The sequence below is a fragment of the Arthrobacter stackebrandtii genome, from assembly GCF_017876675.1.
Lineage (GTDB): Bacteria > Actinomycetota > Actinomycetes > Actinomycetales > Micrococcaceae > Specibacter > Specibacter stackebrandtii.
The window spans coordinates 748,732-773,545 of sequence record NZ_JAGIOI010000001.1; the positions used below are offsets into that span (position 1 = coordinate 748,732).

At 65.8% G+C, this 24,814-nt stretch carries 22 protein-coding genes and 1 pseudogene; 4 read left to right on the forward strand and 19 right to left on the reverse strand.

The window, feature by feature from the left end; translation table 11 throughout:
• The first annotated feature begins 273 nt into the window (after nt 1–273).
• A complete protein-coding gene (locus tag JOF48_RS03085; protein ID WP_209677196.1) occupies nt 274–1,068 on the forward strand; it encodes a hypothetical protein in 795 nt (264 codons plus the stop codon).
• Nucleotides 1,069–1,208: 140 nt separating this feature from the next.
• Here the strand turns inward: JOF48_RS03085 and JOF48_RS03090 are convergent, their stop codons facing one another.
• The 3 genes from JOF48_RS03090 to JOF48_RS03100 form a co-directional block, all read right to left on the reverse strand.
• Entirely contained in the window at nt 1,209–4,157 is a 2,949-nt protein-coding gene (locus JOF48_RS03090; protein ID WP_209677198.1) for a glycoside hydrolase family 2 TIM barrel-domain containing protein, read from the reverse strand.
• A 162-nt stretch (nt 4,158–4,319) separates the two neighbouring features.
• Entirely contained in the window at nt 4,320–5,060 is a 741-nt protein-coding gene (locus JOF48_RS03095) for a hypothetical protein (RefSeq protein WP_209677200.1), read from the reverse strand.
• A gap of 115 nt (nt 5,061–5,175) precedes the next feature.
• Nucleotides 5,176–5,937, reverse strand: coding sequence for a TetR/AcrR family transcriptional regulator (locus JOF48_RS03100; protein ID WP_209677202.1), 762 nt, complete (start codon nt 5,935–5,937; stop codon nt 5,176–5,178).
• Between the two features lie 156 nt (nt 5,938–6,093).
• Here JOF48_RS03100 and JOF48_RS03105 point away from each other — a divergent pair, with 156 nt between their 5' ends.
• Nucleotides 6,094–7,149: a hypothetical protein gene (locus tag JOF48_RS03105; RefSeq protein WP_209677204.1), complete on the forward strand. Its 1,056-nt coding sequence runs from the start codon at nt 6,094–6,096 to the stop codon at nt 7,147–7,149.
• A gap of 123 nt (nt 7,150–7,272) precedes the next feature.
• Here JOF48_RS03105 and JOF48_RS03110 read toward each other — a convergent pair whose 3' ends face one another.
• The 11 genes from JOF48_RS03110 to JOF48_RS03160 all read right to left on the reverse strand — a co-directional run bounded on the left by JOF48_RS03110 (nt 7,273) and on the right by JOF48_RS03160 (nt 19,808).
• Nucleotides 7,273–8,070, reverse strand: a complete 798-nt coding sequence (locus tag JOF48_RS03110; protein WP_209677206.1) for a CE1759 family FMN reductase — start codon at nt 8,068–8,070, stop codon at nt 7,273–7,275.
• A gap of 41 nt (nt 8,071–8,111) precedes the next feature.
• A complete protein-coding gene (locus tag JOF48_RS03115) occupies nt 8,112–9,248 on the reverse strand; it encodes a VanZ family protein (RefSeq protein ID WP_209677208.1) in 1,137 nt (378 codons plus the stop codon).
• Nucleotides 9,249–9,296: 48 nt separating this feature from the next.
• A complete protein-coding gene (locus tag JOF48_RS03120) occupies nt 9,297–9,770 on the reverse strand; it encodes a hypothetical protein (RefSeq protein ID WP_209677210.1) in 474 nt (157 codons plus the stop codon).
• A 285-nt stretch (nt 9,771–10,055) separates the two neighbouring features.
• Complete coding sequence (locus JOF48_RS03125) at nt 10,056–11,198, reverse strand: IS701 family transposase (RefSeq protein ID WP_425353731.1); 1,143 nt, start codon at nt 11,196–11,198, stop codon at nt 10,056–10,058.
• A 149-nt stretch (nt 11,199–11,347) separates the two neighbouring features.
• Nucleotides 11,348–12,892, reverse strand: a complete 1,545-nt coding sequence (locus JOF48_RS03130) for an amino acid permease (RefSeq protein WP_209677212.1) — start codon at nt 12,890–12,892, stop codon at nt 11,348–11,350.
• A 73-nt stretch (nt 12,893–12,965) separates the two neighbouring features.
• The gene (gene aspA, locus JOF48_RS03135; RefSeq protein ID WP_209677214.1) at nt 12,966–14,399 is read right to left on the reverse strand and encodes an aspartate ammonia-lyase; all 1,434 of its coding nucleotides are present in this window, start codon (nt 14,397–14,399) and stop codon (nt 12,966–12,968) included.
• 56 nt (nt 14,400–14,455) lie between these two features.
• Entirely contained in the window at nt 14,456–15,418 is a 963-nt protein-coding gene (locus JOF48_RS03140) for an asparaginase (RefSeq protein WP_209677216.1), read from the reverse strand.
• Entirely contained in the window at nt 15,415–16,119 is a 705-nt protein-coding gene (locus JOF48_RS03145) for a FadR/GntR family transcriptional regulator (RefSeq protein ID WP_209677218.1), read from the reverse strand. Before JOF48_RS03145 ends, JOF48_RS03140 begins: the two co-directional genes overlap by 4 nt.
• 224 nt (nt 16,120–16,343) lie before the next feature.
• Nucleotides 16,344–18,365 carry a DUF5107 domain-containing protein gene (locus JOF48_RS03150; RefSeq protein ID WP_209677220.1) on the reverse strand — a complete coding sequence of 674 codons (2,022 nt, stop codon included), beginning with the start codon at nt 18,363–18,365 and terminating at the stop codon, nt 16,344–16,346.
• 280 nt (nt 18,366–18,645) lie between these two features.
• Nucleotides 18,646–19,146: a hypothetical protein gene (locus tag JOF48_RS03155; RefSeq protein WP_209677222.1), complete on the reverse strand. Its 501-nt coding sequence runs from the start codon at nt 19,144–19,146 to the stop codon at nt 18,646–18,648.
• Nucleotides 19,143–19,808, reverse strand: a complete 666-nt coding sequence (locus JOF48_RS03160) for a TetR/AcrR family transcriptional regulator (RefSeq protein ID WP_209677224.1) — start codon at nt 19,806–19,808, stop codon at nt 19,143–19,145. Before JOF48_RS03160 ends, JOF48_RS03155 begins: the two co-directional genes overlap by 4 nt.
• A 205-nt stretch (nt 19,809–20,013) precedes the next feature.
• On the opposite strand from JOF48_RS03160, the gene JOF48_RS03165 reads away from it, so the two are divergent.
• Together JOF48_RS03165 and JOF48_RS03170 are read left to right on the forward strand one after the other, a co-directional pair.
• Nucleotides 20,014–20,631 (forward strand): hypothetical protein, encoded by a 618-nt coding sequence (locus JOF48_RS03165; protein ID WP_209677226.1) that lies wholly within the window; start codon nt 20,014–20,016, stop codon nt 20,629–20,631.
• Nucleotides 20,632–20,643: 12 nt separating this feature from the next.
• The gene (locus JOF48_RS03170; RefSeq protein ID WP_209677229.1) at nt 20,644–21,150 is read left to right on the forward strand and encodes a hypothetical protein; all 507 of its coding nucleotides are present in this window, start codon (nt 20,644–20,646) and stop codon (nt 21,148–21,150) included.
• 18 nt (nt 21,151–21,168) lie between these two features.
• On the opposite strand, the gene JOF48_RS03175 is transcribed toward JOF48_RS03170, so the two are convergent.
• The 5 genes and pseudogenes from JOF48_RS03175 to JOF48_RS03195 form a co-directional block, all read right to left on the reverse strand.
• A complete protein-coding gene (locus tag JOF48_RS03175) occupies nt 21,169–21,579 on the reverse strand; it encodes a helix-turn-helix domain-containing protein (protein ID WP_209677231.1) in 411 nt (136 codons plus the stop codon).
• Between the two features lie 578 nt (nt 21,580–22,157).
• Complete coding sequence (locus tag JOF48_RS03180; protein ID WP_209677233.1) at nt 22,158–22,919, reverse strand: ABC transporter permease; 762 nt, start codon at nt 22,917–22,919, stop codon at nt 22,158–22,160.
• Nucleotides 22,916–23,753, reverse strand: a pseudogene (locus JOF48_RS03185) (ABC transporter ATP-binding protein). Before JOF48_RS03185 ends, JOF48_RS03180 begins: the two are co-directional and overlap by 4 nt.
• A gap of 11 nt (nt 23,754–23,764) precedes the next feature.
• Nucleotides 23,765–24,130: a DUF1048 domain-containing protein gene (locus tag JOF48_RS03190; RefSeq protein ID WP_209677235.1), complete on the reverse strand. Its 366-nt coding sequence runs from the start codon at nt 24,128–24,130 to the stop codon at nt 23,765–23,767.
• Entirely contained in the window at nt 24,130–24,462 is a 333-nt protein-coding gene (locus tag JOF48_RS03195) for a PadR family transcriptional regulator (protein WP_342591141.1), read from the reverse strand. The genes JOF48_RS03190 and JOF48_RS03195 overlap by 1 nt, the downstream gene beginning before the upstream one ends.
• Between the last annotated feature and the right edge of the window lie 352 nt (nt 24,463–24,814).

Sequence of the window (24,814 nt, forward strand, 5' to 3'; positions counted from 1 at the left end):
GGGCGATTGCAGGGATGGTCGGTGGGCCATTACAGGGAGACGCGGCAGGAAATCGCACAGAAACCATGGATTCCGGAGCGTGTGCGTGCGTACAATCAACTCGTCGTGACCGCGGTCTTACGATCCGGCAACCGTCACGCATCCCATGCGCAGATCCCCGGCCTGCCGGGCCTCCCCGCCGCGGCCACACCCCGTCCCGCCCCGCCCTTTCCGGGCGCAGCGCACCGGCCTTGGCCTGCGGAAAACTGCACCACCTTTCCAAAAGGTCCCAACATGAAACACCTCAGAGCATTGCTTCTTGTCCTGTTCGCCGCATCCGCCATGGTCGTCACGGCCGGTTCCGCCAGTGCAAGCCCGGCACCCACATCCACGTCGTGCTCCTCCGGGAACATCGCCTCGGGCAGCTATGCCAGCCTGTCCATCACGGGCAACTGCACCATTCCCGACGGCGCCGTCGTCACCGTGGCCCGCCAGGTCACGCTGGCCAGGGGCGCCACCCTGAACGCCATGACGGCATCCACCGTGCACATCAGCGGCAACATCCTGGTGGTTCCCGGGGCAACCCTCTCGCTGGGCTGTTCCTTTGAGCTGACCCAGCCGCCGTTCCCGGGCGGGCCAGTTTTCTGCCCGGCAGGCGTTTCGCATGACCAGGTGGACGGCAACATCGTCGCCACAGGGGCCAAGACACTGAAAGTCAACGGCATCATGCTGAACGGAAACCTGGTGTCAGTTGGCGGCGGAGTGGCCGTCACCGGACCGGACGCCAGCACCTGCGAGCAGCATCCGGCACCCCTGAACTTCCCGATCAAGGACAACACCATCAACGGCAACGTGATGATCGCCGGCTGGCAGGGCTGCTGGCTGGGCTACATCCGCAACGTCCAGAACGGCAATGCGATCATCTTGGGCAACCACACCGGTGACGCCGACTCCACGGAAATCGTCACCAATACGATCCATGGCAACCTGATCTGCCGGGCCAACACCCCGGTGCCCCAGATCGGCGATTCCCATGGCGAGGTGAACACCGTTTCCGGCCACAAGTTGGGCCAGTGCGCGGCACTGTAGCAGGCACACGGCGCAGGCACGCCAAATAACCGCAAGGGGGAAACGGCCAGGCGTCCGCTCCCTGCCAGGCCGGCACCCGTACGTTCCCCGCACCGGTGCCGGCCTTCCCGCGTGGCGACATGTTCGCCGCGGCCGCGGTGCTACTCCATGACCACCCGGAAGTCGACCGGCCCGGGCGCCAGCTGGTAGGCCGGCAGCACGCCGGGCCCGCACGATGCCGTGCCGATTCCGTGCACGGCGGCATCCAGCGTCAGGTGGCTGATGCCGTCCGCCACCAGGTCCGGGGTGTGCCGGGCCGCGGCGAGCGCCTCCTGCGACCAAGGGCGGAGTGCAAATGACATGCCGTCGGACAGGAACGAGATGCCGCCGTCCGGCCCGTCCAGCCTGAGCGCCGACACCCCGGCCCTGGCGCCGTTTTCCTGCGGCCGCACGTACGGCACCTGCAACTCGTCAATCGAGGCGCTGAACCACCCCTGCTTCGCGGCCATGCCGGTGTCCGGGTACTTCTGCCCCGGCCCGAACCCTGTCCACGACGCCTGCCCAAAGCCGCCAGGCAGCTCAAAGTCGAAACCCACCCGCGGCCAGTTGCGTCCCCAGCCCGGCCCCGGCTCCACGTGCGCCGACAGCTCCAGCCGCGCACCGTCCGAGGCCCACACGTACTCCACGTCAACGTGCGTCCTGGCCACAGGCACACCGTAGCGCACCCGCACACGCAGCCGTCCGCCGTCGTCCTCCATGGACTGCAGGCGCCCCTCCAGCAGCGGCAGCCCGGCGGCGGCCCATACCTCGGCGTCGCGCGCCTGGCCCGGAACCGTCCAGTCCTTGCCGCGGTCGTTGTCGGTGGGCGCACGCCACAGGTTCAGCCTCGGCCCGTTGACCGGCACGCCGCGGAAGCTGCTGAGTCCGCCCGTTGCCACGTCAAACTCGGCCGGCCCGAGCCGCACCTCACCGCCGCGGGCCTCCACCCGCCCTGTGGCACCGACCGCCGGGACCGGTGCGGCGGGGCTGCCCTGCTGCCCCCACGCGACCTCATGCCCGGCCGGCGCCCAGGGCTGGTCCGCGGCCAGCACGGCGCTGACAGAAAGGACCCGCTGTCCGCCCAGGTTCTCGCGGATTTCTTCGGGAAGCACGACGGCGGCCACGTCGCCTGCCGCCGTCGCCGGCACCTCGAGCGTGCCTTCCGAGTGACGGCCTTCGGGGGTGTCGATGCGCCAGGTGAAGGCGAGGTGGGAGGTGCCCAGGAAGTCATGCTTGTTGTGGATGCCGGCAGTGGCCCAGTCCGCGGAGATCGCAATGGCGACGGGCTCCACGGCCTTCTTGAAGTCGAGCAGGCCCGGGCGCGGCTCCAGGTCCGCGGAGACCAGGCCGTCGATGACAAAGTTGCCGTCGTGGACCTTTTCCCCGAAGTCGCCGCCGTAGGCAAAGTAGGCTTCGCCGTCGAGGGTGTGCTGGCGGATGCCGTGCTCGATCCATTCCCACACGAACCCGCCCTGAAGGCGCGGGTACTTTTCGAAGAGGCCCTGGTATTCGCGCAGGCCGCCGGGGCCGTTGCCCATGGCGTGCACGTACTCGCACAGGATGAAGGGCAGCTGGCGGCGGTGTGCGTCCTGGGCCGCATCAGGCAGCGGCACCTCCTCCTGGCGGCCGATGAGCTCAACCTCGGCCGGGGTGGCGTACATGCGCGAGTAGACATCCACGTAGGGGCTGGCCCAGTCGCCCTCGTAGTGGACCAGCCGTTCCGGGTCCCGCTGCTTGGTCCAGGCGGCCATGGCTGCCAGGTTGTCCCCGGTGCCGGCCTCGTTGCCCAGCGACCACATGATGACGGACGGGTGGTTCTTGTCCCGCTCAACGATCCGAGCCATGCGGTCCAGCAGCGCCTCCCGGTACTGGGGTTCCGCACTCGGGTTGCCGGCCCAGTTCTGGTGGGCAGGACCGCCGTCCTCAAAGCCGTGGGTTTCGTAGTCGCACTCGTCGATGATGTAGAAGCCCAGTTCGTCCGCGGCATGGAGCAGCGCCGGGTGCGGGGCGTAGTGGGCGGTGCGGATGGCATTGATGTTGTGCTGTTTCATCAGGTGCAGCTCCGCCAGCAGCTGCTCCCGCGGCACCACACGGCCCAGGTCCGGGTTGTGCTCGTGCCGGTTCACCCCGCGGAACAGTAGGGGAACGCCGTTGAGCTTGACCTGGGCGTCCTCCACCGTGATGCTGCGGAAGCCGACGTTCAAGCGCAGGGTTTGCTTCGGCGTCGCAATTTCCAGGGCATGCAGCGAGGGCGATTCGGCGCTCCACGGGCTGGCCGGCCCGACGTCGAACACTTGGTCCGGGCTGCCGTCGAGCGTTGCGGTGAAGCCCAGGGCGGGGATGGTTGCCACGGCACCCGGCACCGGCGGATCCAGCTCGACGCGCAGCGTGCCGCGGCCGTCGGCCGTGTAGCCGGCCTGGACAAAGACGTCGCGGACGGCGCCGGCCGGGTGTGCCAGGAGCGTCACGTCGCGGAAAATTCCCGGCAGCCACCAGGCGTCCTGGTCCTCGAGGTAGCTGGAGGCGGAGAACTGGGAAACGCGGACCGCAAGGACGTTCTCCCCGGCGCGCAGCACACCGGTGACGTCGAATTCATGCGGCAGCTTGGATCCGCGGGTGGTGCCCAGCAGCGTGCCATTGAGCCAGACGGTGCCTGCATTGTCGACGCCGTCGAGGCGCAGCAGCGCGCCGTGCTGGAACTCCGGGCCCGCCAGAAAGCGGAGGCGGTGGTCGCCCACGGGGTTGGCGTCCGGCATGTGGGGCGGGTCCAGGGGGAACGGGAATTGCACGTTGGTGTATGTGGGGGCGCCGTGCCCGTGGAGGTTCCAGCTCGAGGGGACGGGCAGCGTGTCCCAGGCTGCGTCGTCGAACGTCTCCTCTTCAATGCCCTGAGGCGCGGCGGCGAGGGTGGGCGAGAAGTGGAAGCGCCAGTCGCCGTTGAGGGACAGCGTGGGCAGGCCGCTGTCCACGTGCGCCCGCGGGGCAGTGCTGCCGCGGCCGGGCCCCGGATTGAGCAGGTCCATGGCGCCCTCGTAGGGGCTGGCGGCAAGATTGGGGCGCGTGCTCGTCACGTCGGTGACTCCTTTGTCAGGTGGCATTCGGGTTTTGCGGGGTGCGATGGCGCGGGCGGGGGCTGTGCAGGATGGCCGGGCGGGCCTGTTTCAGGACGGTCGGCCCGGTTTCAGGTGGGGCGGGTGTCAGGCCGGGCTGGCGGGGTGCCGCGCGGGATCCGGCTAGGGAGCCGCCTGCTGTGGGCCGCTGGCGATCATGCGGGCCACCTGCTGCTCGAGGGCGGCGAGGGTGACATCCGGCAGGACTATCACGCCGTCCAGTTCACGCCGGACCCTCTTGAGCGCTGTCTGGCGTTCGGCCGGGGTGGCGCCTTCGTTTTCCGCGATCTTGATGAGCTTGCGGGCGGTGCCCAGGCGTTGCTGCTCATCTGCGTTGAAGGCGGAATCCTTGATCCGGTGGGCCTCCTTCTCCGCCACTTCAAAGGCGACGGCGAAGGCGTTGACGGCGTTGCGGTAGTCGTCCCAGCGGCTCTTGGCAGGGACCTCGGTGCCATCCAGCGGGCGCAGCGCATCGGCGTCGCGCTTGGCCCGGAGGAAGCCCACGGTCAGGGGCTCGCGGACGTCGCTCATCATGGGGAAGTCGATCAGCTTGGCGACGTCGAGTTCATAGCTGAGCCAGCGCTTGTTGATGGCGTCATGTTCGGCGAGGGTCTTGGCAACATCCGCCTCCGAATATCCGGTGCCGGCGGCCGGAGCGGCAGCCGCCTTCCCGTCCGCGGCGGCCGGCCGGTGTGTGGAGACATCGAGGCCGGCCACCTCGGGGTGCTGGAGCTTGTACAGCTCAATCTTGCGTTCGTGAGCCCGTTCCCGGGAGCCCAGAAAGGCGCGGAACCCGCCGGCGGCCATGCCTCCGAGGGGGAAGAGGAGCCACCAGTACGCGGAAAAAAGTTCAGGAAAGGACATATTCCCATCGTGTCACCTTGCCGGCAGGGCACCAATAGTTACGGCGGGGTGTCGGCGGTGATTGTTCGCCCCGCTTCCGTTCAGGACCTCGCAACGCGGAGGGCGGAGCCGTCGACTACGCGTCCGGTTCGGCCGGCCCGGCCAATACCGTCTGCCCGGCCAGGGCCTTCAACCCCACGGCGGAATTGCTGATGAGCTGGTAAGCGACCTCGATGATCCGGTCCCTGTTCGCGGTGGTGCCGCCCAGCACGGCGTCGATCAGCATGTTGTTGACCCCGCCCACCATGGACACTGCTGTCAGCCGGGCAACGTCCAGGACACCCGCCAAGGCGTCATCGCCCGGGTTGGCAGCGAGCCGGGCGTCGGCTTCGGCGGCGTCGATCCCGCTCAGGAGCAGCAGCTGGCGCCTGGATTCCTCGGCGAACGCCGTCATGGATGCGTGCCGCTTGGATTCGAGTTCGTGCGAGACCCCCACAATCTCCACCAGGATGATCTGCGCGTGGCGGGGGTCCACCAGCATGTAGTTGACCACGGCGGCCATGCCCGCACGGACGGATTCATGCACATCGCTGGCCGGCGCCGACAGCGCCGCCACAACATCCTGCATCAGCCCGGTGGAGAGGGAGTCATAGACGGTGGTGAGCAGCTCTTCGCGTGATTCGAACGACTCGTAGAAATAACGTTCGCTCAGCCCCGCCTGTTGGCACAGCACCTTGATCTTGGCCGCCCCGTACCCCACGGTGCCGAACACCTCGATGCCGGCCCGGACCAGCCTCGCGCGCCGTTCCTTGGCGCGTTCGGAGGGCTGCAGACCGGAGTAAATCCTCCCCGCGGCTGCTGCCCGCGGGCGCTTCGTTCCGGTACCGGCCGCTTCCATGCCCTCATACTAATGGACAGTCCCGCCGCAAACACGAAGGATCGTGCATGTTCTGCACTTGTTGCCGGATTGTCACATTCGGCCGCCCCGGCGCCCGGCGCCCAGCGGCTGGCCGGGTTTCGGGTGCGGGGCGTGGAAGAATGAGGGGGAGCCACCATGACAGTCAGAACAGCTTCCCCCAGCACCGCAGACCCGGGCGGCGGCCCCGAGCGCCCCGTCCCGGAGCCCCGGCACACCCGGCAGATTCCGGACGTGCCGCGGCGGCTGTTTTTCCTGACCATGGGGGCTGCAGCCGCGACTACCGCATTCCAGGCCAACATTGCCGCGGACACGCTGCTGACCGAGCGCACCCAGTACCGCGTCACCACCCCCGACAACGACGAGAACCGGGCGGCGGCGGAACAGTTCCCGGGCCGGACCTGGTACCTGCTGGCGGGTTTCCGGGTCAGCTACCGCGACGCCGGGCGCAAGCTGGCCGCGCTGCAGCCGGCCATGAACAAGCGCGCCCCGGCCTCCTACATCGGCTACTCCAATGAGGGAATTGACGTGGCGCAGCTGTTCATCGCCATCCAGCGTGACGTGTACGCCCGCAACCTCGACACGATCTACTTCTACGGCGACAGCTTTGGCGGCATGGTGGCGGTGGTCCTGGGCTCGCTGCTGGCCTCGGCAGGGTTCAAGGTGAAGATGGTCGTCATGGGCTCCAGCCCCAGCAACGTTTCCGACACCCTCGACCCGGGCAAGGAGTACATCGACCTGGCCGGTCGGGTGGTGCCGTACCTTGGCGTTGTGGGGCGGATCGGTGCAGGCATTTGGGGCGGGCTGGCCAACCCGAACGGGCAGGGCATGTACCAGGCCGCGCGCCGGGGCATTTCATACTCCTTTGACCCCAGGAACAATTCGCTCATACTGAGCACCACCCAGGCAACCTTCCTGGCCGCCTTCCCGCGCCAGTACGACGGCGGACTGCCCGCCTCCACGGGGATCGGTCTTATCTACGACCCCGACGACTTCATTGTGAACGCCTCCGCCGCCATCCGCGGCTGGGAGGCGCTGCTGCCGCGCAACCCGCGCTTTGAATACGGCGTCCCCAAGACCGGCCATGCCAGCCCGGAAATCCACCCGGATGTCTACCGCACGGCGCTCTCCGTGGTGCTCGACGAGCTGGACCCGCCGCCCGTCACGTCCAGGCCGGTCCAGCCCATCTTCTAGCCGCTGTGTGCGTCAGGGGACCCCCGTCCGTCCCCGCTCCGACTATGACGCAGTTGTTGCACGAAAAGTGCTAAAGTAAGCGCTTTCCACTGCAATAACTGCGTCATAGACGGCCGGGAGGGGTCAGCGGCGCTGGGTTTGCGCCAGGAGTTCCTCGAAGGGCAGGGACGTCATCTTGGCGGCCTCGTGCTGGGCGCGCCTGGCCTTGTGGTCCGGGAACGCGCTGCCGGCAAAGCCCACGGCCGGGCCCTCGCGGAACTGCCGGCCTCCGCGCACATATCCGCGCACGCCGCCGTCGGCGTCACCGGGCCCGTCCCCGGCGGAAGGTGCCGGGGCAGCGCTGGTGCCGTCCGGCGTCGGGCTTCCCATGGCGCCGGGGATGTGGCTGGCGATGACGGCGGCAAGCTCGGCGGCGCCTTGTCCGATGCGGCGTTCGAGGGTGTTCTCACCGGAGCCGCCCCAGTCCTCGGGCGAGGCGTAGATGGCGGTGGGCATCGTGTGGGCGCGCAGGTAGCTGAACAGCGGGCGGATGGCCATGTCCAGGACAAGGGAGTGGCGGGGCGAGCCGCCCGTGGCGCCGAAGAACACGGGCATGCCGTCGAGGAACTTCGGGTCAAGGATGTCGAAGAAGCTCTTGAACAGGCCCGAGTAGGAGGCGCTGAACGTGGGGGTCACGGCGATCATGGCGTCGGCGGCCTCGACGCGGCGAATGGCGCCTGCGACGTCCTGGCCGGCGTACCCGGTGACCATGTTGTTGGCGATGCCGGTGGCGAAGTCGCGCAGGTCGACCACGTCAAGCCGGGCGTCAATCCCCATGGAGGCGAGCCTGGACTGGACGTCGGCACCCATCTGGTCCGCCAGCATGCGCGTGGATGAGGGGACGCCGAGACCTGCCGAAATGACCACTACAGTACGCTGCATACTGACTCCTTTATTTATGCGTTTGCATCTAATGGGGTCAACTAGGCCTTACCCGTTGTTATTCCCTCGCGGCTGGTACCCGCACGAGAGCTGCGGGAATCCACCATGCGCGCTCCACTGAGAACCCCGGACAGCCCACGGCGTTCCTTGCCGAAAAGGACCATCAGGAAGTTCGCTGCCAGAAGCAATCCGCCCAGCATGGTTGCCAGCCCGGTCATTTTCGCACCGGTCCCCTGCGCCAACACCTGCAGGGCTAGGTAGAGGCCACCCACAACGCTGGCTCGCCATAGCCGCAGCAGCAGCGACGGCCGGGCCCACGACGGCGCGAGCCAGACTGCCCGCTGCCCCAGTGAACCACCGGCACCAAACAGGGCTGGCAGATAAAAGACGACAAGTGCGGGCACACCATAAGAGAGTGTCGCCTCAACCCAGGATGGCAGGGTATCGGCGTTCCAGAACAATCGAGCAATCAGGCGGGCTGCAATGGCCAGCACGGAACCGATGAATCCCAACAGGGCGAAGTCGACGATCATGCCCACCCAGCGCCGCGCCACGGTGACGGGGCGAGCCACGCTCCTGGCCGCCTGCAATTCCCGTTGCCTTGGCATAAACCAGAGCACGGCTGGGGCAACAATGGCGCCGAGGAGTGCTCCCAGGGTGTTGGTCATGACGTCGTCAATATCTGCCACACGATAAGCACAGTCATAGATGCCCCAGAGCCCGGTGAACTGTGTCGTCTCGATGGCCACCGAGGCCAGGAGCCCCGTCAGCGTCGCGGCCATGATCCCGCGGTCGAGATAGCGCCGCACAAAGATGCCCCACGGAATGAACAGCACAACGTTGAAGGCAACCTGCAGTACTACCCGGCTGCTCGCCGCTGCCACGGTTCCCATGCCGGTGGTCTCTCGTCGAATGTCGGCAAGAAAATTGAACGGCACGAGCTGCGCCGTCGAGCCTCCCGGCGAGCAGAACATTGCTGCGGGGTCCGGAAGCGGCAGCAGCGTGTAGGCCACCAGCGCCGTGGCATAGATACCGGCGGCGGCCGCCCCTAGGAATCGACGCCAGGTAAAGCGCCCGTACCGGCGGTATTGGATAACGACGATAGGAACGGTCAGCACGGCGAACAGCCCTATTCCGCCTAGTATCCCCACATATGCCGGCCATACCCACTCGCCCACGCCATCCTCATTCCCTCTGCTACTGTCGTCGTCAATCCAACGCCGGAACTAGCCTTGTTTCGTGAACTCCGGCGTTGTCGCCGTGCACGTCACCGCCTCCCCGGCGGGTGCGGTTTCACTTGCGATTTCCCGCGTTTCGTCCAGCAGAATACGGCAGCTGGCACTCGTTCCCTGACTCGGAGTGGCCGTTATCGAGCTCTCCTGGGTGGCCGTCACCAGGGCGATAGTACTCCACACGGCCTTGCTGGGATCGTCGGCCACGTTGCTTGTCGCAACGGTGCCCGCAGCCACGGTTTCCGAATCTTCTCCCCTGGAGGGCGCCTCCAGATAGGACACGTCATCGAGGCGGTTCAACTCTTCACCCACCACGGTAATTTCATAGCTCACGGACCAGGCGTCGCTTGTCTGTTTCTCTACGAATGAGCATCCGCTCATGGCGAGCACGCCGACGAGGGCGGCCACCAGCGTCACCGACATCCGAGTTCGTCGTTGTTTCAAAGGCAGGCTAAAAGACTTCTTCATAAGATTTATCCTCGCAGGATTAGCCACTCAAGTCCTCCGGCTGTGGTAGCTGATCCTGCGGCAATTTCTCATCCCTGCGGCTGAGAATCAGACTCGGCGGCGGTCCCACCCCCTAGTACTACAGTCGCGTTTGTGGGGTGTGGCCGCGGGCTTTGTAGTGGCATTGCTGGGCGCGGTATTGGTGTCGTCGTCGCCAAAGTGACCAGCGGATCACGTGGTGTGGGTCCGGTTCCCGATGCCAGATGATGCGGGTGATGAGGTGCCTGATTTCTGGCAGGGAGAGTCTTACCAAGTGCTCGGAGCCTGGGTGCGGGCCCCCTTTTTAGAGCGGATGACGCTCAGGAATGCGTGGGCGAACATGGAGAGGGTGATGTGCCTGTACCAGCCGGTGTATTGGCGCACCTGGTAGTGATCGAGTCCCGTTTCGCCCTTGGAGGTTTGGAAGGTTTCCTCGATGGCCCAGCGGGCCCCGGCGACTCGGGCCAGCTCGATCAGGGTGACGTTCTCGGGGGTGTGGCAAATGAAGTACGCCAGGTCGGTCGGGTCTTTCAGGGAGCGGCGGGCCAGCAGCCAATGCTCGCCGGTTTCGGCAGGGCCGTTAATGCGGATCCTGGCCCAGGCGTAGAGCCGTTCACCCTTGGTCCCGGTCCCGGCGGTTCGGGTGCGCCAGGCACGCCTGTCTAGGGCAGCGAAGAGCTCATCGGCACGGCCGTCCCCGCCCACTGAACCACGCGCCCGGGCGATGGCGTGTTGGTTCATAGGTACCGCCATGACGTAGTGCATGCCCCGGGCCTCGAGTCGGCGGCGCAGCCCTGTGTGTTGGCCGTAGACGGCGTCCCCGGTGGTCCATTCGGCCTGGATTCCAGCGTCCAGGGCACGTTCAATCATGTCCCCGGCCAGCACCGGCTTGGTGGCCATTTCCCGCTCTTCCGGGATGCCAGCGCGCTTGCACCGGGCCTCGTCCTCGATCCAGGCCTTGGGCAGGTAAAGCTCCCGATCCAGGAACGTGCGCCCCGCCGGTGAAGCGTAGCTCAGGAACACCCCGATCTGGCAGTTTTCCACCCTCCCGGCGGTGCCCGAGTACTGGCGGGCCACCCCGGCAGAAGCCGTCCCCTTTTTCAGGAAACCGGTCTCATCAATCGCCAAAATGCCTTCTGGATCACCGAGGTGCTTTTTCACGTAGCCGAACAAAGCATCACGGACCTTATCCGGGTCCCAATCGGTCGTCGAGAGTAGCCGCTGCATCCCATCCGGCGTGCCCTGCCCAGCGCGCTCGGACAGCGTCCAAGAGTTCTTCCGCTCCTCATCCGAAAGCAGCCCCCGAATGTAACTAACCGCGTTATTCCGCGGCTCAGTACGCGCAAACTGATCCCCGATCAACTCACGGATTTCCTCCAGGCCATCAGCCCATTCCTGTATCTCTGCCACCCAAATATCATCGCTCACCCATCATGATTAACAGGATTCTCGCCCAAAGTCCGATTAAACCGCCGACACGACCAAAAATAAACGCGACTGTAGTACTAGGAGTCCGTCTTACCTGCTGCCCCGGCCCCGTTCCCGGTGGCGCGTGCCGCTTAACCCTGTTCCCCGCCGTCGGCAGCGTCCCGTGCAGCGGTGGCGGCGCTGTGGTGGGCGATCACGGGATGGGCGCCGGTGTAGCCGTCGCGGGTGGCGGCGATGGCGTTGATGCGGCCGCGGCTGAGGTACCAGCCGATGACGAGCGCCGGGACGATGACCACAATGGAGGCGACGGTCCAGGTGCCGACCGGGCTGTCGAACGCCATGAGGACCAGCACAGCCAGCAGGAATGCGAGGGTGAGGTAGCCGGTGTAGGGCGCGCCGATCATGCGGAACGCGGGCCGGATGGCCAGGCCCCTCTTGGCCAGCCGGTACAGGGCCAGCTGGCACAGCACGATCATGGCCCACGAGGCCAGGATGCCCAACGCCGCCATGTTCAGCACAATTTCAAAGGCCTGTGACGGCACGATCGCGTTGAGGATGACGCCCAGGAACGCCACCGCCGCGGTCAGCGCAATGCCGCCGTACGGCACTCCGCGGCTGTTCAGCTTGGCCGCGAACTTCGGGGCGGAACCGGACATGGCCATGGAGCGCAGGATCCGGCCGGTGGAGTACAGCCCGGCGTTCAGCGAGGACATGGCGGCCGTGAGCACCACGAGGTTCATGATGGCGTCGATCCCCTCCACGCCGATGGAGCCAAAGAATGTCACGAACGGGCTCTCCCCCGCCTTGTACGCGGTGTACGGCAGCAGCAGCGAGAGCAGCACCAGCGAACCAACATAGAACACGGCGATGCGGATGATGACCGTGTTGATGGCCTTCGGCATGACCTTTTCGGGGTTCTGGGTCTCGCCGGCCGCCGTGCCGATCAGCTCGATGGAGGCGTAGGCAAACACCACGCCTTGCATGACCACCACCACCGGAAGCAGCCCGTTGGGGAAGAACCCGCCGTTGTCCGCGATCAGGCTGAAGCCAACTTCCTGCCCGGCCACCGGCGTGCCGAAGATGACGAAGTAGGTGCCCACCAGCAGGAACGACACGAGCGCCACCACCTTGATCAGCGCAAACCAAAACTCCAGCTCGCCAAAGACCTTGACCGAGACCAGGTTGAGCCCCAGCACCAGCAGCAGCGCCGCCAGCGCCCACACCCACTGCGGAATTCCGCCGATCCAGGGCACGTACTTTGAGAAGAAGTGCATGTACAGCGCGACGGCGGTGATGTCCACGATCGCTGTCATCGCCCAGTTGAGCCAGTACAGCCAGCCGGAGACGAACGCCGCCTTTTCACCGAAGAACTCGCGGGCGTAGGAGACGAACGATCCCGAGGACGGGCGGTGGATGACCAGTTCGCCGAGGGCGCGCAGGATCAGGAATGCGAAGAATCCGCAGATTGCGTAGCTGAACATGAGTGCCGGGCCGGCTCCGGCCAGGCGCCCGCCGGCACCCATGAACAGTCCGGTGCCGATGGCCCCGCCAATCGCGATCATCTGGATCTGGCGGGCTTTCAATCCCTTGTGGAGCCCAGCGTCCTCCGCCGTGAGGGCGGCGCTGGGCTTGTCTTGAACTAAATCATCTGACTCTTGCGTTTGCTGCTTGCTCATGGTTGCTGTGTCCTTTGTTGGGTGGAGCAGCCCTGCACCGTTGGAGGGCTGCTGTCATCTTGCAGTGCCGGGGTCAGTCGCCGAGGTTGGCGAGGTGTTCGGGGCGGAGCAGCCGGTCCAGCTGTTCCTGGGTGAGGAGTCCGTGTTCCAGCACCAGTTCGGCCACGCCGCGGCCGGATTCCAGCGCCTCGAGGGCGATCTTGGTGGAGGTGGCGTAGCCCAGGACCGGGTTCAGCGCAGTGACGAGCCCGATCGAGTGCTCCACCTGTGCGCGCAGCTTGTCCTCGTGGGCGGTGATGCCGCGGATGCACTTGTCGGCGAGGGTGGTGCAGGCGGCCTCCAGGTGGCGCATGCTCCTGGTCAGGCTGTAGACGATGACGGGCTCGAAGGCGTTGAGCTGCAGCTGCCCGCCCTCCGCTGCCATGGTGATGGTGACGTCGTTGCCGATGACCTCGTACGCCACCTGGTTCACCACTTCGGGGATGACCGGGTTGACCTTGCCGGGCATGATCGAGGAGCCTGCCTGCACGGCGGGCAGCGTGATCTCGCCGAAGCCGGCGCGGGGGCCGGAGGAGAGCAGGCGCAGGTCGTTGCAGATCTTGGAGAGCTTGACGGCCACGCGCTTGAGCACGCCGGAGAGGTGCACGAATGCGCCGACGTCCTGGGTGGCCTCGATCAGGTCCACCGAGGTGGTCAGGGGCAGGCCGGAGATTTCCACCAGGTGGCGGCAGGCCAGGGCCGAATAGCCGACAGGCGCATTCAGGCCCGTGCCGATGGCCGTGGCGCCGAGGTTGATCTCGTGCACCAGCAGCGTGGATTCGGCCAGGCGGGCCCGGTCCTCCCCCATCGTGACCGCGTAGGTGTTGAACTCCTGGCCCAGCGTCATCGGCACGGCGTCCTGCAGCTGGGTGCGACCCATCTTCACCACGGTGCGGAACTCCACGGCCTTCTCGGCGAACGCGTCGCACAGGTACTCCATGGCACCCACCAGCGACTTCGCCGCAAAGATCGTGGCGACGTTGACCGCGGTCGGATAGACGTCATTGGTGGACTGGCTCAGGTTCACGTGGTCGTTCGGGTGCAGGAACTGGTATTCGCCCTTGCGGTGGCCCAGGATTTCCAGGGCGCGGTTGGCGATGACCTCGTTCGCGTTCATGTTCGACGACGTCCCGGCACCTCCCTGGATGACGTCCACCACGAACTGCTCATGCAGGTCCCCGGCGATGATTTCCTGGCAGGCTTGGATGATCGCCGCGGCGCGGGTGCCGTCGAGCAGCCCGAGTTCCTGGTTGGCCTGCGCGGCAGCCTGCTTCACCATGGCCAGGCCGTTGACCAGGTGGGTGTTGTTGCTCAGCGGGATGCCGGTGATGGGGAAGTTTTCCACGGCGCGCAGCGTGTGGACGCCCCAGTAGGCGTCCGCGGGGATGTCGCGGTCGCCGATCAGGTCGTGTTCGCTGCGGGTTGCCTGGGTGGGGATGGAACTGGTGGTTGCTTCGGTGATGCTCATGATGCTCCTTGCTGCGGGCGCGCCGTTGCGCCGGGTCGGGTTGGTTCCTGCCTGGTTCAGTTGTGAATGGGGAGGCCGCGGAGTTCGCCCACGGGCCGTCCGCCGCCGAAGACGGGGAGGTTGTTGAAGGGTGCCAGCGCGCCGGGCTCGACGCCCAGGGCGAGCAGCGCCGGAACTGCCGCCGGCATGCGGGCCCGGTCGCCGCCGTCGGAAACCTTCAGCGCCACGGCGCTGCCGTCGGCAAGGGCGATGAGCTGAATGCCTTCGAAGCCGTCCTTGGCCAGCAGCCCGGGGACGGCCTGCATGAGGGCGGTGACGTCGCGGCCCTCGCCGGCAACAAGGACGGGGTGGGCGCGCATGGCGTCGGCGACGCGGCGTTCCGGGGTGCCGGGCTCGGCGGTGGCCAGCCGGCTGAAGGCGCGGGCCATTCCGGTCAGGGACAGGCCAAACACCTCCGTGCCGCAGCCGTCGGTGCTGATGGCGGTGATGGCCTCGCCGGTGAGGTCGGCGACGGTTTCACGGATGAGTGCGGTGATGGGATGGTCCGCATGCAGGTACGTGTCCAGCGGCCAGCCATTGCGGGCGGAGGTAGCCAGCAGCGCGGCGTGCTTGCCGGAGCAGTTTTGCGCCAGCTGGGTGGGGCCGTGGCCGTTCCTGAGCCAGGCCTCGCGTTCGGCCGTGCCGTAGGGCAGGTCGGTGGAGTTGCGCAGCTCGGACGGGGTGAGACCCGCGTCGGCGAGGATCTTCTCGGCGGTTTCCTGGTGCACCGCGGCGCCCGAGTGGCTGGCGGCGGCCAGGGCCAGCTGATCGTCCGGCAGCTCGAGGCCGGCACGCAGCATGGCGACGGCGATCAGCGGCTTGAGCGCCGACCTGGGGTACATGCGGGAGGTGGGCTCCCCCAGCGAAAGGAGGCTCCCGCCGTCGTGCTTAAGGGCGGTGAGCGAGCCGAAATGTACGCTCTCCACGAGCGCGCCGCGGGTTTGGACGGCGAGGGGTGCGTGGGCGGGGAAGGTGTTCATGCGTTTTCTCCCATAATGAGGCCGAGCGCGGTGTCGACGGCGGACAGGTGGACGGACATGGCGCGGCCGGCGTCGGCGGTGGCGCCGCGGGTGATGGCGTCGAGGATTTTTTGGTGTTCAAGGTTGGACTGGCGGGCGCGGCCGGTGATCAGGTTGATGGTTTCCGACTGGCTGGCCATGGCGTCGCGGATGTCGTTGACGACGCTTTCAAAGACGCCGTTGCCGCTGGCGCGGGCGATGGCGGCGTGGAAGGCGGCGTCGAGGTTGACCCAGATTTGGGGGTCGTCCTCCTCGGCCATGAGGTCAAGGATGCCGCGCATTTCCTCGAGCTGTTCGGCGGTGCGGCGGGTTGCGGCGAATTCCGCGGCAGGAACTTCGATGTGCGGGCGGGCCTCCATGAGGCTGCGTGCGGAGAAGTCGCCGAGGACCAGGTCGCTGGAGGCCCGGTTGGCGATGACGAAGGTGCCCTTGCCGGTTTGCGTTTCGGTGAGGCCCAGGGCGGTGCAGGAGCGCAGCGCCTCGCGGATGACCGAGCGGCTGACGCCGTATTGGCTGGCGAGCGCGGTTTCGCTGCTGAGTTTGGCGCCCACTTGCAGCTGGCCGTTCTCGATGGCGGCGCGGATGGCTTGGAATACGGCCTCGGCCGCGCTCACCCGGACGATCTGCTGCTGTCCGGCTGTCCAGTTGTCTGACAGGTTCATGGTTATGACTATGACAGGGCTCACAAGGTGCTGTCAATGTTGGATGTGGAGCAGGGTGATGCCAGGCAAGCAGGCCCTCCCCCGCCCAACGCCCTCCGCTCCCTCCCCAACGCCAGCGCAGCAATGGCCGTTAAAGGCGGAACGCCATCGCACCGGGTGCGATGGCGTTCCCAAAAAACCGACCAATGCTGCGACAGCGTCGGGTGGGCGGGTCAGTGGGCGGGTCAGTGCATGCTGAACTGGTACTCCGCCGGGACGGGCTCACCCGGGCAGACCCGGTTCCACAGGTCTGAGAGTGAGTTCACGCCTTCGCGCAGGTCGGGAACCTCGATCCCTTCCTTCATGATCGCTGCGGCCGCCGCGGCTTCCCCGGTGTCCGCCAGTGCGGAGGCCTGCAGGAACCGCACCCGCCCGAGGGACGCCAGCGATCCATCGGCACCGTTGAGCAGGCCAAGCGCCAGGTCGGGCTGGCCGTTGTCCAGCGCCAGCGTCATGGCCTCGACCAGCAGGTTCCGGTTGCCCGGCTCCAACGTGCAGGCGACGGCGCTTTCGGCCAGCCCGCCCGGCAAGTCGCCGGCGGCCAGCAGTGCCAGCCCCAGGCCCCGGTGGGCCAGCGCCCGGCTCCGCACGCCCAACGGCTCGCCGGCAAATGTTTCTTCCAGTGCCTTGCGGTACAGCGTTGCGACAACTGCCAGGTCGCCGGCGGAGTCGGACGCCCGGGCATGCACCATGACGGCGTGATGGAACGCCCCCTCGGCGCTGACGTTCCGCCCCGCCGTCAGCAGGTCCTCCCAGTCAACACCGCGCACAAACGCCCCCGCCCCGCCGAACGGCTGGCTGGGCGCCTCGCCGGCGGTCGCCTCGAACGGCTTCTCCACGATTCCCTCGTTGGCGCGGAGGAGCTCAAGCCACGGCGCCTGGTCCGCGGTCAGCGTCTCGTCCCCAAAGGGTGTGCCGGCCTCGTCGATCCAGTTCGCCTGCGAGTGCTGGCGGCGCACCCGCTCCAGGGCACCCCAGCCATTGCCGGCCACCACAAATTCCGACGGCGGCAGATCGGCCCAGCGTCCGGCGTCGGCCAGGGCGGCGTCAATGTCCGCGACGGAAACCAGCGCCTCCACCCGCTCGGCACCGTGCGCCACGGCGGCATCCCACTCCCCGGCTGCGAGCGCCGGGTCCAGCGCGGCGTTGCCGTAGGCCTCAACCCACTGCCAGCTGGCACCGGCGGGCATGGGCACGTGCTCATACTGGGTCTGCGCGATGCCGGCCTGAATTTCCGCATAGGGCTGCGGTGCGCCATCCCCGGAGGGTGTCAGCCATTCCTGCCAGCGGTGCCCGCCCACGGTCTCTCCCCACACAAACAGCTTCCGGCCGCGCAGCAGGGCCGAGGACACCAGCGCAAGCCCGTCGCCGCCGTCGTCCGCGGCAACCTCCCAGCGGCGCTCATCGGGGGCGATGTCGAAGAAGAAGTCGGCAGCCTGTGTGTTGCGCATGGGCCAGGTGGCGTCCACGCCGCGGAGGTTGGCCGTGTCCACACGCGTCATGGAACCGTCGTAATCCGTGGCGTACGACTTCCCTGCCGGCGCGATCACACGGGTCTGCGGCGTCTGCGGGACAGCCGCGTTGGTCCACCAGTACATGGGCACGGTCTTGTCATTGGGGTTCTGGATGCGCACGGCCACCAGCACCACTTTGGAGTCCTCAGGCAGCCACGCATCAATCTGGAACACCACCTCGCGCAGGCGGTCAAACTCCCACATCCGCAGGATTTCCTGCCCCTCCGGAGTGCGCACAATGGCGGTGTGCAGCGGGGCGCAGGTGGTGGGCGAATGCCCGCGTGTGCCGATGTTGTACTCAATGCCGCCGGCGAACCAGGCGTTGCGCAGCGCCAGGTTGGCGAACTGGATGCGGTCCTGCGTGTGCAGCATCTCCTTGCCGCTGGACTTGTCCGTCAGGCTCCAGAGGCGCCCGCCCAGCTGGGGCAGGAACGTCGCCTTCACATGCGCATTTTCAAGCACGACGGCGGTCAGCTCGCGTTCGCTTGTCTCGCGGCCGTAGTCCTCCTGCATGGAGTAGGGGTACAGGTTGCGGGCCTTGCCCCAACGGGAACCGGCGGCGATCTCCTCCGGGATGTCGCCGCCCACAATGTAGGGCGGCTCCAACATGGCCTGGACCGAGGGCAGCGGGGAGTCCGGGCCCAATTCAGCAAGCTCAATGGTCTGGGTGGTCAGCGACAGGGAGGAGGTCATTCAACGGTTCCAATCGGAGGTGGTTCGGCGGCACTGCCTTGGTCTCACCTTGAACCCTATAGGATTTGTTGCCGCTCCGGACGGCAGATTGGGTGCTTCCGGGGGGGGCGTTTCGCCGGGCAGTCATCTGGAATCGAAACAGCAGCAGATGCTATGGGCGCCTTCGAAACAGCAGAAGGCGCGATCCGCGAGTTTGAAGGAGCAGGACCTGCGGTGGTTTTTGTCGCAGGTGCTGCAGTCTCAACCTACGTGCCAGCCCGGAATCACATCAGCTGCTGATTCAAATCTGCGCAGGCGGCAGGGCGCCGGCAACCGGCAGGTTGCGCCGGGCAACCATCCCCATGACGCTGGCCCGGCCCATTGCGGCACTGACGGCAGTCCACAAAGCCAGCAGGAGAACCCACCATCCCGCCCCTTTGTCAAAACCGGAGATCAACGCCGTCGCGAGAGCCATGGCCGCACCAACCCCAAGCGCGAACCCCGCAACATGAAGCCACTGGTTGTCAACTCTCCGCAGTGGCCACGCGATCAGGATGGCCAGCGGCAGGCCGACGACTACCGCTACCGGAAAGCCGAAGATCAATGCCAGCGTCAGGAAATTCCATCCAAACCCGGTGCCGCCCTCGGCCACAACGTGGGCCGCCGTCAGGCCCAGGCAAAACACAAGAAACGTCACGAACCACCCAGTGAGCAGCGCGGTCGCGCCGTAGCGCATGCTGAACCGGTCCTCCTTGGCCCACCGCGCCGCCTGGGCATGATGACGGCCGGCCTCGGCCATCACGACTGCACCCGGGCCTTCAACGCAAGCGCCTCCTCAACCAGCGGCTTCACGACGGGCAGCTTGGAGAACGCCACCAGCTTCGCCATGAGCGGTGCCGCGCCGTCGATCAGCATTCGGGTGCGGCGCTGGCTGTCGGAACGGTCGTACACCCAGAACAGCACCACGCCCATGTACCCGAGCCACAGCAGCTCGGGCAGCTGGGCCCGCAGGAATTGCGGCACTTTCGCCCCCTCCACCACGTCACTGAAAATTCCGACGGCGGACTCCCGGACTTCCCGCGACGGCTCACCAAACGGGTTCACGGCCGACTCCGGAGGCAGCGCCCTGCCAATGAACGCGCCGCCGAAGCCGTGATACGGAGTGAGCGCGTCGATACCGGCGTGCATCGCGGCATGGATGCGCGCCGCGAGTCCGCCCGCGTTGGCCAGGGCTTCGGTTGCTGCGGCCCTCTGCTCGGTGACGGATTCTCGGTAGAGCTCCAGGACCAGGTCGTCCTTGGAGGCGAAGTAGTAGTAGGCACTGCCCAGGGAAACCCCGGCCTCTGCAGCAATGGCGCGCATGGTGGTTTTCGCGTACCCCTTGGCCCGGAACATGCCGAGTGCCGTTTCCAGGACGAGCGCCTTCGTTTGTGCGCCCTTGCCGTCCTGTTGCCTGCCATCCATGCCGAACCCCTTCTTTTGAACGTGTTCAGTTCCAAGTACAGCACCATTCTTGAACGCGTTCAAATAGCGCTGAGGCTCGTGGGGTCGTTTGGGGTCTCATTTTGGATGTCACCGCTTTGCATTTCGGAGCGGGCCCAGAATGTCAGACCCTCATGCAAAGCTGAATTCACTCCGCCACCGCGGCGGACAGGCAGAGGAGGCACAGATGTGGGGATCACTTGAAGACGGCGTTGAGATTGATATTGAGGCGCTGGCGCCAAAATTGCTGCGGGAATGGCTGGGGCGGGACTCGGCCGCGGGCTTAATGGACTACCTGTGGACCTCGTTTCTGGGCGACCGCGCCGTTGCGGAAGAGGGTTTGGAGAATGCCGAGGATGCGTTGCATTTTCTGGCCATCGCCAAGCTGGCAGCGGAGGCGCTGGATATTGCCTCCGGGTCGGACTCGGATGATGCCTGGGCCTGGGTGGAAGTGCCGGAGACGCTTATCCACCCCTTTGCGGTTGGCTACCTGCTGGCTACACAGGGCCAAGCAGCCGACCTTCAGAACGGGCTCGGCGGCAACCTCACCGCACTGATCGAGACTTACGAATCCGAGGTATTGCGCAGCCTGGCTTCCAAGCTTAGTGAAACCGACTTCTTCATTGCCATCTGGTCTGCGCACCTGGGCATTCGGGAGTTCCCTCCTGGCGGCCCAGACATGGCCGAGCACGACTTCTACCTTGACACGGCGACGGCGGACCAGGGCCGGCTCTTGGACCAAGTCAGCAACGCGTGGCCTGCTGTGCCGCGTGCGATTGCCTACGCAGGCGACCCGTTGTTCTGAGGTTAAGGCAGCATGGGACCGGACCCGAAGCAGCGCAGGGAAGCGAAGAAGGCTCGTCAGCCGACGGCCGCTTCCGGAGTTCCTGCTGCGGCCCCGAATGCCGACGATGAACATGCCATCGCCTACTTTCAGAGGCACGTGCTTGATGATCCCAACGAAACATCTCCTGGAAGGGTGTTCCTGAGGTCATGTCCACCGAAGACAAGGGCCAAGCTAAGTTCAATCCTGGTTGCAGTGGCCGCAGCGCCGCCAAGGAGGTTCTCAGGCGGCGGGTATTGGGAGGCCATGCACGGCACCATGGCCGGATGGTTCGAGATCCGCGTCGACGGCCCAAATCGGCATCACTACCGGCTCTTTTGTCAGCTTGACTACGAGGCAAGCGGAATTTCAAAGCCTTTGTTGGTTGTCATCGATGGACGTGACAAGCCTTTTCGAACTGCACTGGCAGAGTCTGACTACACCCGCATCCGTGCCTACGGCCACGAATACTACAAACGAAATCCGCGCTCCATTATTTAGTCCGTCGGTTCGCCGGGGTTACAGGACATGGCTTTCCGGGTGGCGGAATGTCGCCAGGTATCGCGCGAGTTTTTGGGTATCAACCGCCTCCCCGTCGATCAACGGGCGTGTGACTTGGGACCGCTCAATTTCTGAGAATGGCTCAAGTTTGACCTTCAGCCCCAGTGCAGCCGCCACTTCAGCCAAGGTTCCGAGTGTGGGGTTGCTGGCGCCGCCCGAAAAGAGCCTCCGCATTGTCGCAGGATCCATGTTGATTGCGCGTGCGAGAGCCGCTTTTGAAAGCCCGGAAGATACTCGAGCGGCATCAAGCTCATTCACCATTGAATCCACTGCTGCAATGCGGATCGATTCAACAACGTATTCACGCAAGAACTCGGGATCCTTTAGATCCTCTGCCAGATCGGCCCAAAAGGCACCCGGTGCGTCCATGCGATGCACCTCCCTCGAAATAACACAAGCGTAACATATACGCAACACTGTCGATGGTTGGGGCCACACATGACCTCAACGCCGGGCCTGCTGGAAGTAGCGCATGGGCGTGTGAAGTGCGACTGAGACGCCGGCACCCCCCGCAAAGGCGACAAATACCACCGTGGCCTGGCGAATTCGACAACACTTCAGCATTCGGCCTAGAACGGGAGTCTGGTCATGGATGCTCGGCGATGGCAAGTGTGGGCAGATCTCGCCACTGGTGGCCTCGACGAAAATGAGGTATCTGGCAACTCAGTGGCGATGGGCATGCTCGGCTTCCTGCTCTTGTTCACGGTTGCGGTGATCGCATATGTCGCGAGCCTTCCCCGTGCGGAGCAGGAACCAGTCATCCAGCACTAGGACCCGCCCAACATCGCCTCCGCAAACCGTGAAATCCGTCCACTTCCCCAACCCCTGAGCTCGACAATACAGACAAGGCCCCCAAAACACGGTTTTGGGGGCCTTGTCTGTGGTCCCAATCTGGAGTCAGGGCCTTATCTGCACACTCGAGCTGTGATGCAGTGGTGTGGCGACAGCTATGCGGTCTTCTTCTTGTAGACCGCCATCGCCACTGCATAGGCCACCACCAGGATGCCGACGCACCAGGCGAGGGCAATACAGATGTCGGCACCCACGGGCTGCTGCTCTAGCAGGTTCCGGATGGTGTTGACAATGGATGTCACCGGCTGGTTTTCGGCGAACCATGCCAGCGGGCCGGGCATGGTGCCGGTGGGGACAAAGGCGGAGCTGATGAACGGCAGGAAGATCAGCGGGTAGGCGAAGGCGCTGGCGCCGTCGATCGACTTTGCCGTGAGGCCCGGAATGATGGCGATCCAGGTCAGGGCGAGGGTCAGCAGGAGCAGGATTCCGGCCACCGCCAGCCAGGCCAGCACACCGGCACCGGAACGGAATCCGATGGCGAAGGCCACCAGCACGACGACGATGACGGCCACCATGTTGGCGACCAGCGACGTCAGCACGTGCGCCCACAACATGGCGGAGCGGGCAATCGGCATGGACTGGAAACGGGCAAAGATGCCGCCCTGCATGTCTTGGAACAGCCGCAGGGCGGTGTAGGAGATGCCGGAGGCGATGGTGATGACCAGGATGCCCGGCAGCAGGTAGCTCACATAGGACTCCGAGCCGGTGTTGATGGCGCCGCCGAACACGTAGACAAACAGCAGCAGGAACGCGATCGGCATCAGGGTCGTGGTGATGATGGTGTCCATGCTGCGCGTGATGTGCCGCAGCGAGCGGCCCAGCAGGACGTTGGTGTCGGAGAGGAAATGGGTGCTCATGACAGTTCCGTCCCGTTCGTGGCGGCATCGTGGGCGCCGTTTTCGGACGCTGCGGCGCCGTTTCCGGCACCGCCCCCGCCGACGACGGCGAAATAGACGTCTTCCAGGGTGGGCTGCTTCTCCACGTATTCAATCTTGGCCGGCGGCAGGAGTGCCTTGAGCTCGGCCAGGGTGCCGTTGACGATGATGTGGCCCTCGTGGAGGATCGCGATCCGGTCGGCCAGGTGCTCGGCCTCGTCAAGGGTCTGCGTGGTCAGCATGACGGTGGTCCCGGCGCCTGCCAGGGCCTTGACGGCGCCCCAGACTTCCAGGCGCGCCTCCGGGTCCAGGCCGGTGGTGGGCTCGTCCAGGAAGATGACCGGCGGGTTGCCGATCAGGCTCATGGCGATGTCCAGCCGGCGGCGCATGCCGCCGGAGTAGGTGGCTGTCCGCCGCCCGCCGGCCTCTGTCAGGGAGAAGCGGGCCAGCAGCTCGTCGGCAATCCCGCCGGGGTTTGGCAGGTGCCGCAGCCGGGCCACCAGGACCAGGTTCTCCCGTCCCGAAAGGATTTCATCGACGGCGGCGAACTGCCCGGTGAGGCTGATTGACGCCCGCACGTCCCCCCGCGGCGGAGGTGACGTCGAAGCCGTTGACGGCGGCAGCACCGGCGTCGTGCTTCAAGAGCGTGGAGAGGATGTTGACGATGGTGGTCTTGCCCGCGCCGTTGGAGCCGAGGAGGGCGAAGATGCTGCCGCGCGCCACCTCGAAATCAACGCCGCGCAGCACGTGCACGTCCTTGTATGACTTTTCCAGGCCCGCCACCGTGATGGCGGCCTGCGTTGTTGAAGTTGCCATGGCTGGCTTCCTTAGTTTTCCGCGTCCGCGATGCCGTTGATGGCATTGACCAGGCGCTGGCGTTCCTTGCTGATCCACTGGCCTTCGGAATAGTTGGCCAGGAAAGTTTCGACGAATTCGACGGGGTCGGCGCCGACGATGCTGCGCACCGGCGTCCCGTCCGCGGCGGCCTGTTCGAAGAGCTCACCGAGGTCGTCCAGCATGGTGAGCATGACCCCACCGTCGCTGATGTTGCCGAAGTACATCAGGTAGCGCTCGATCGCCTCGGCGGCCGTGCGGTATGGGGCCGGCAGCGCCTTCACGAGTGCTTTGTGTTCACGGTATTGCTTCTTTTGCTCGAGCGATCCGGTGACCGTCTCGATCCACTTTGCAGCCATTATTTCTTGTCTCCTTCGCGGAGCGTTTCGAGCCGTTCGGCCACGAAGCCCCAAGTTTTCCAAAATTCATCCAGTTCCGCCCGGCCCTGCGGGTTGAGCGAATACACCTTGCGCGGCGGGCCCTTTTCAGACGGCTTCTTTTCGACGTCGACCAGCCCGTTGCGCTCGATTCTCACCAACAGCGCATAGACGGTGCCTTCGGCGATGTCGTCAAAGCCCTTGGCCCGCAGCCGCGAGGTGATCTCGTAGCCATAGGCCGGGGCCCTGGCCAGGATTGCCAGGACGATGCCTTCGAGAGTGCCCTTGAGCATCTCTGTCATTTGCTTTCCCACTGTGCCGCTCCTTTCTACTTAGTAACGCTGACTACCAGTACATAGTAGCGTTAAGTAGTGAGGGTGCAACAGTGCGAGGGAAGTTTTTTGGGAAGTTTTTGGCTCTTGGAACCTGTCCTGGCAGCGATGGCGCGGCCTGCGCGGCCCGCCATGGTTCTGGAGCGGGGCCGTGCGCCGAGAAGGGGCTCAAACCGCGTGCTGTGGGGCCCGTTTTGCCGAAAATGGGTTAACCCCGCGAAATAGGTGTACGACCTGCACCTGTCTCGCAGGCCATGGCCCGGGTGGGTGAAGGGGGCGCGGCATGGTGCGGGTTAGACCCCGGTTCGGCAATGGCGCCAGGGCGGCGCTGCGG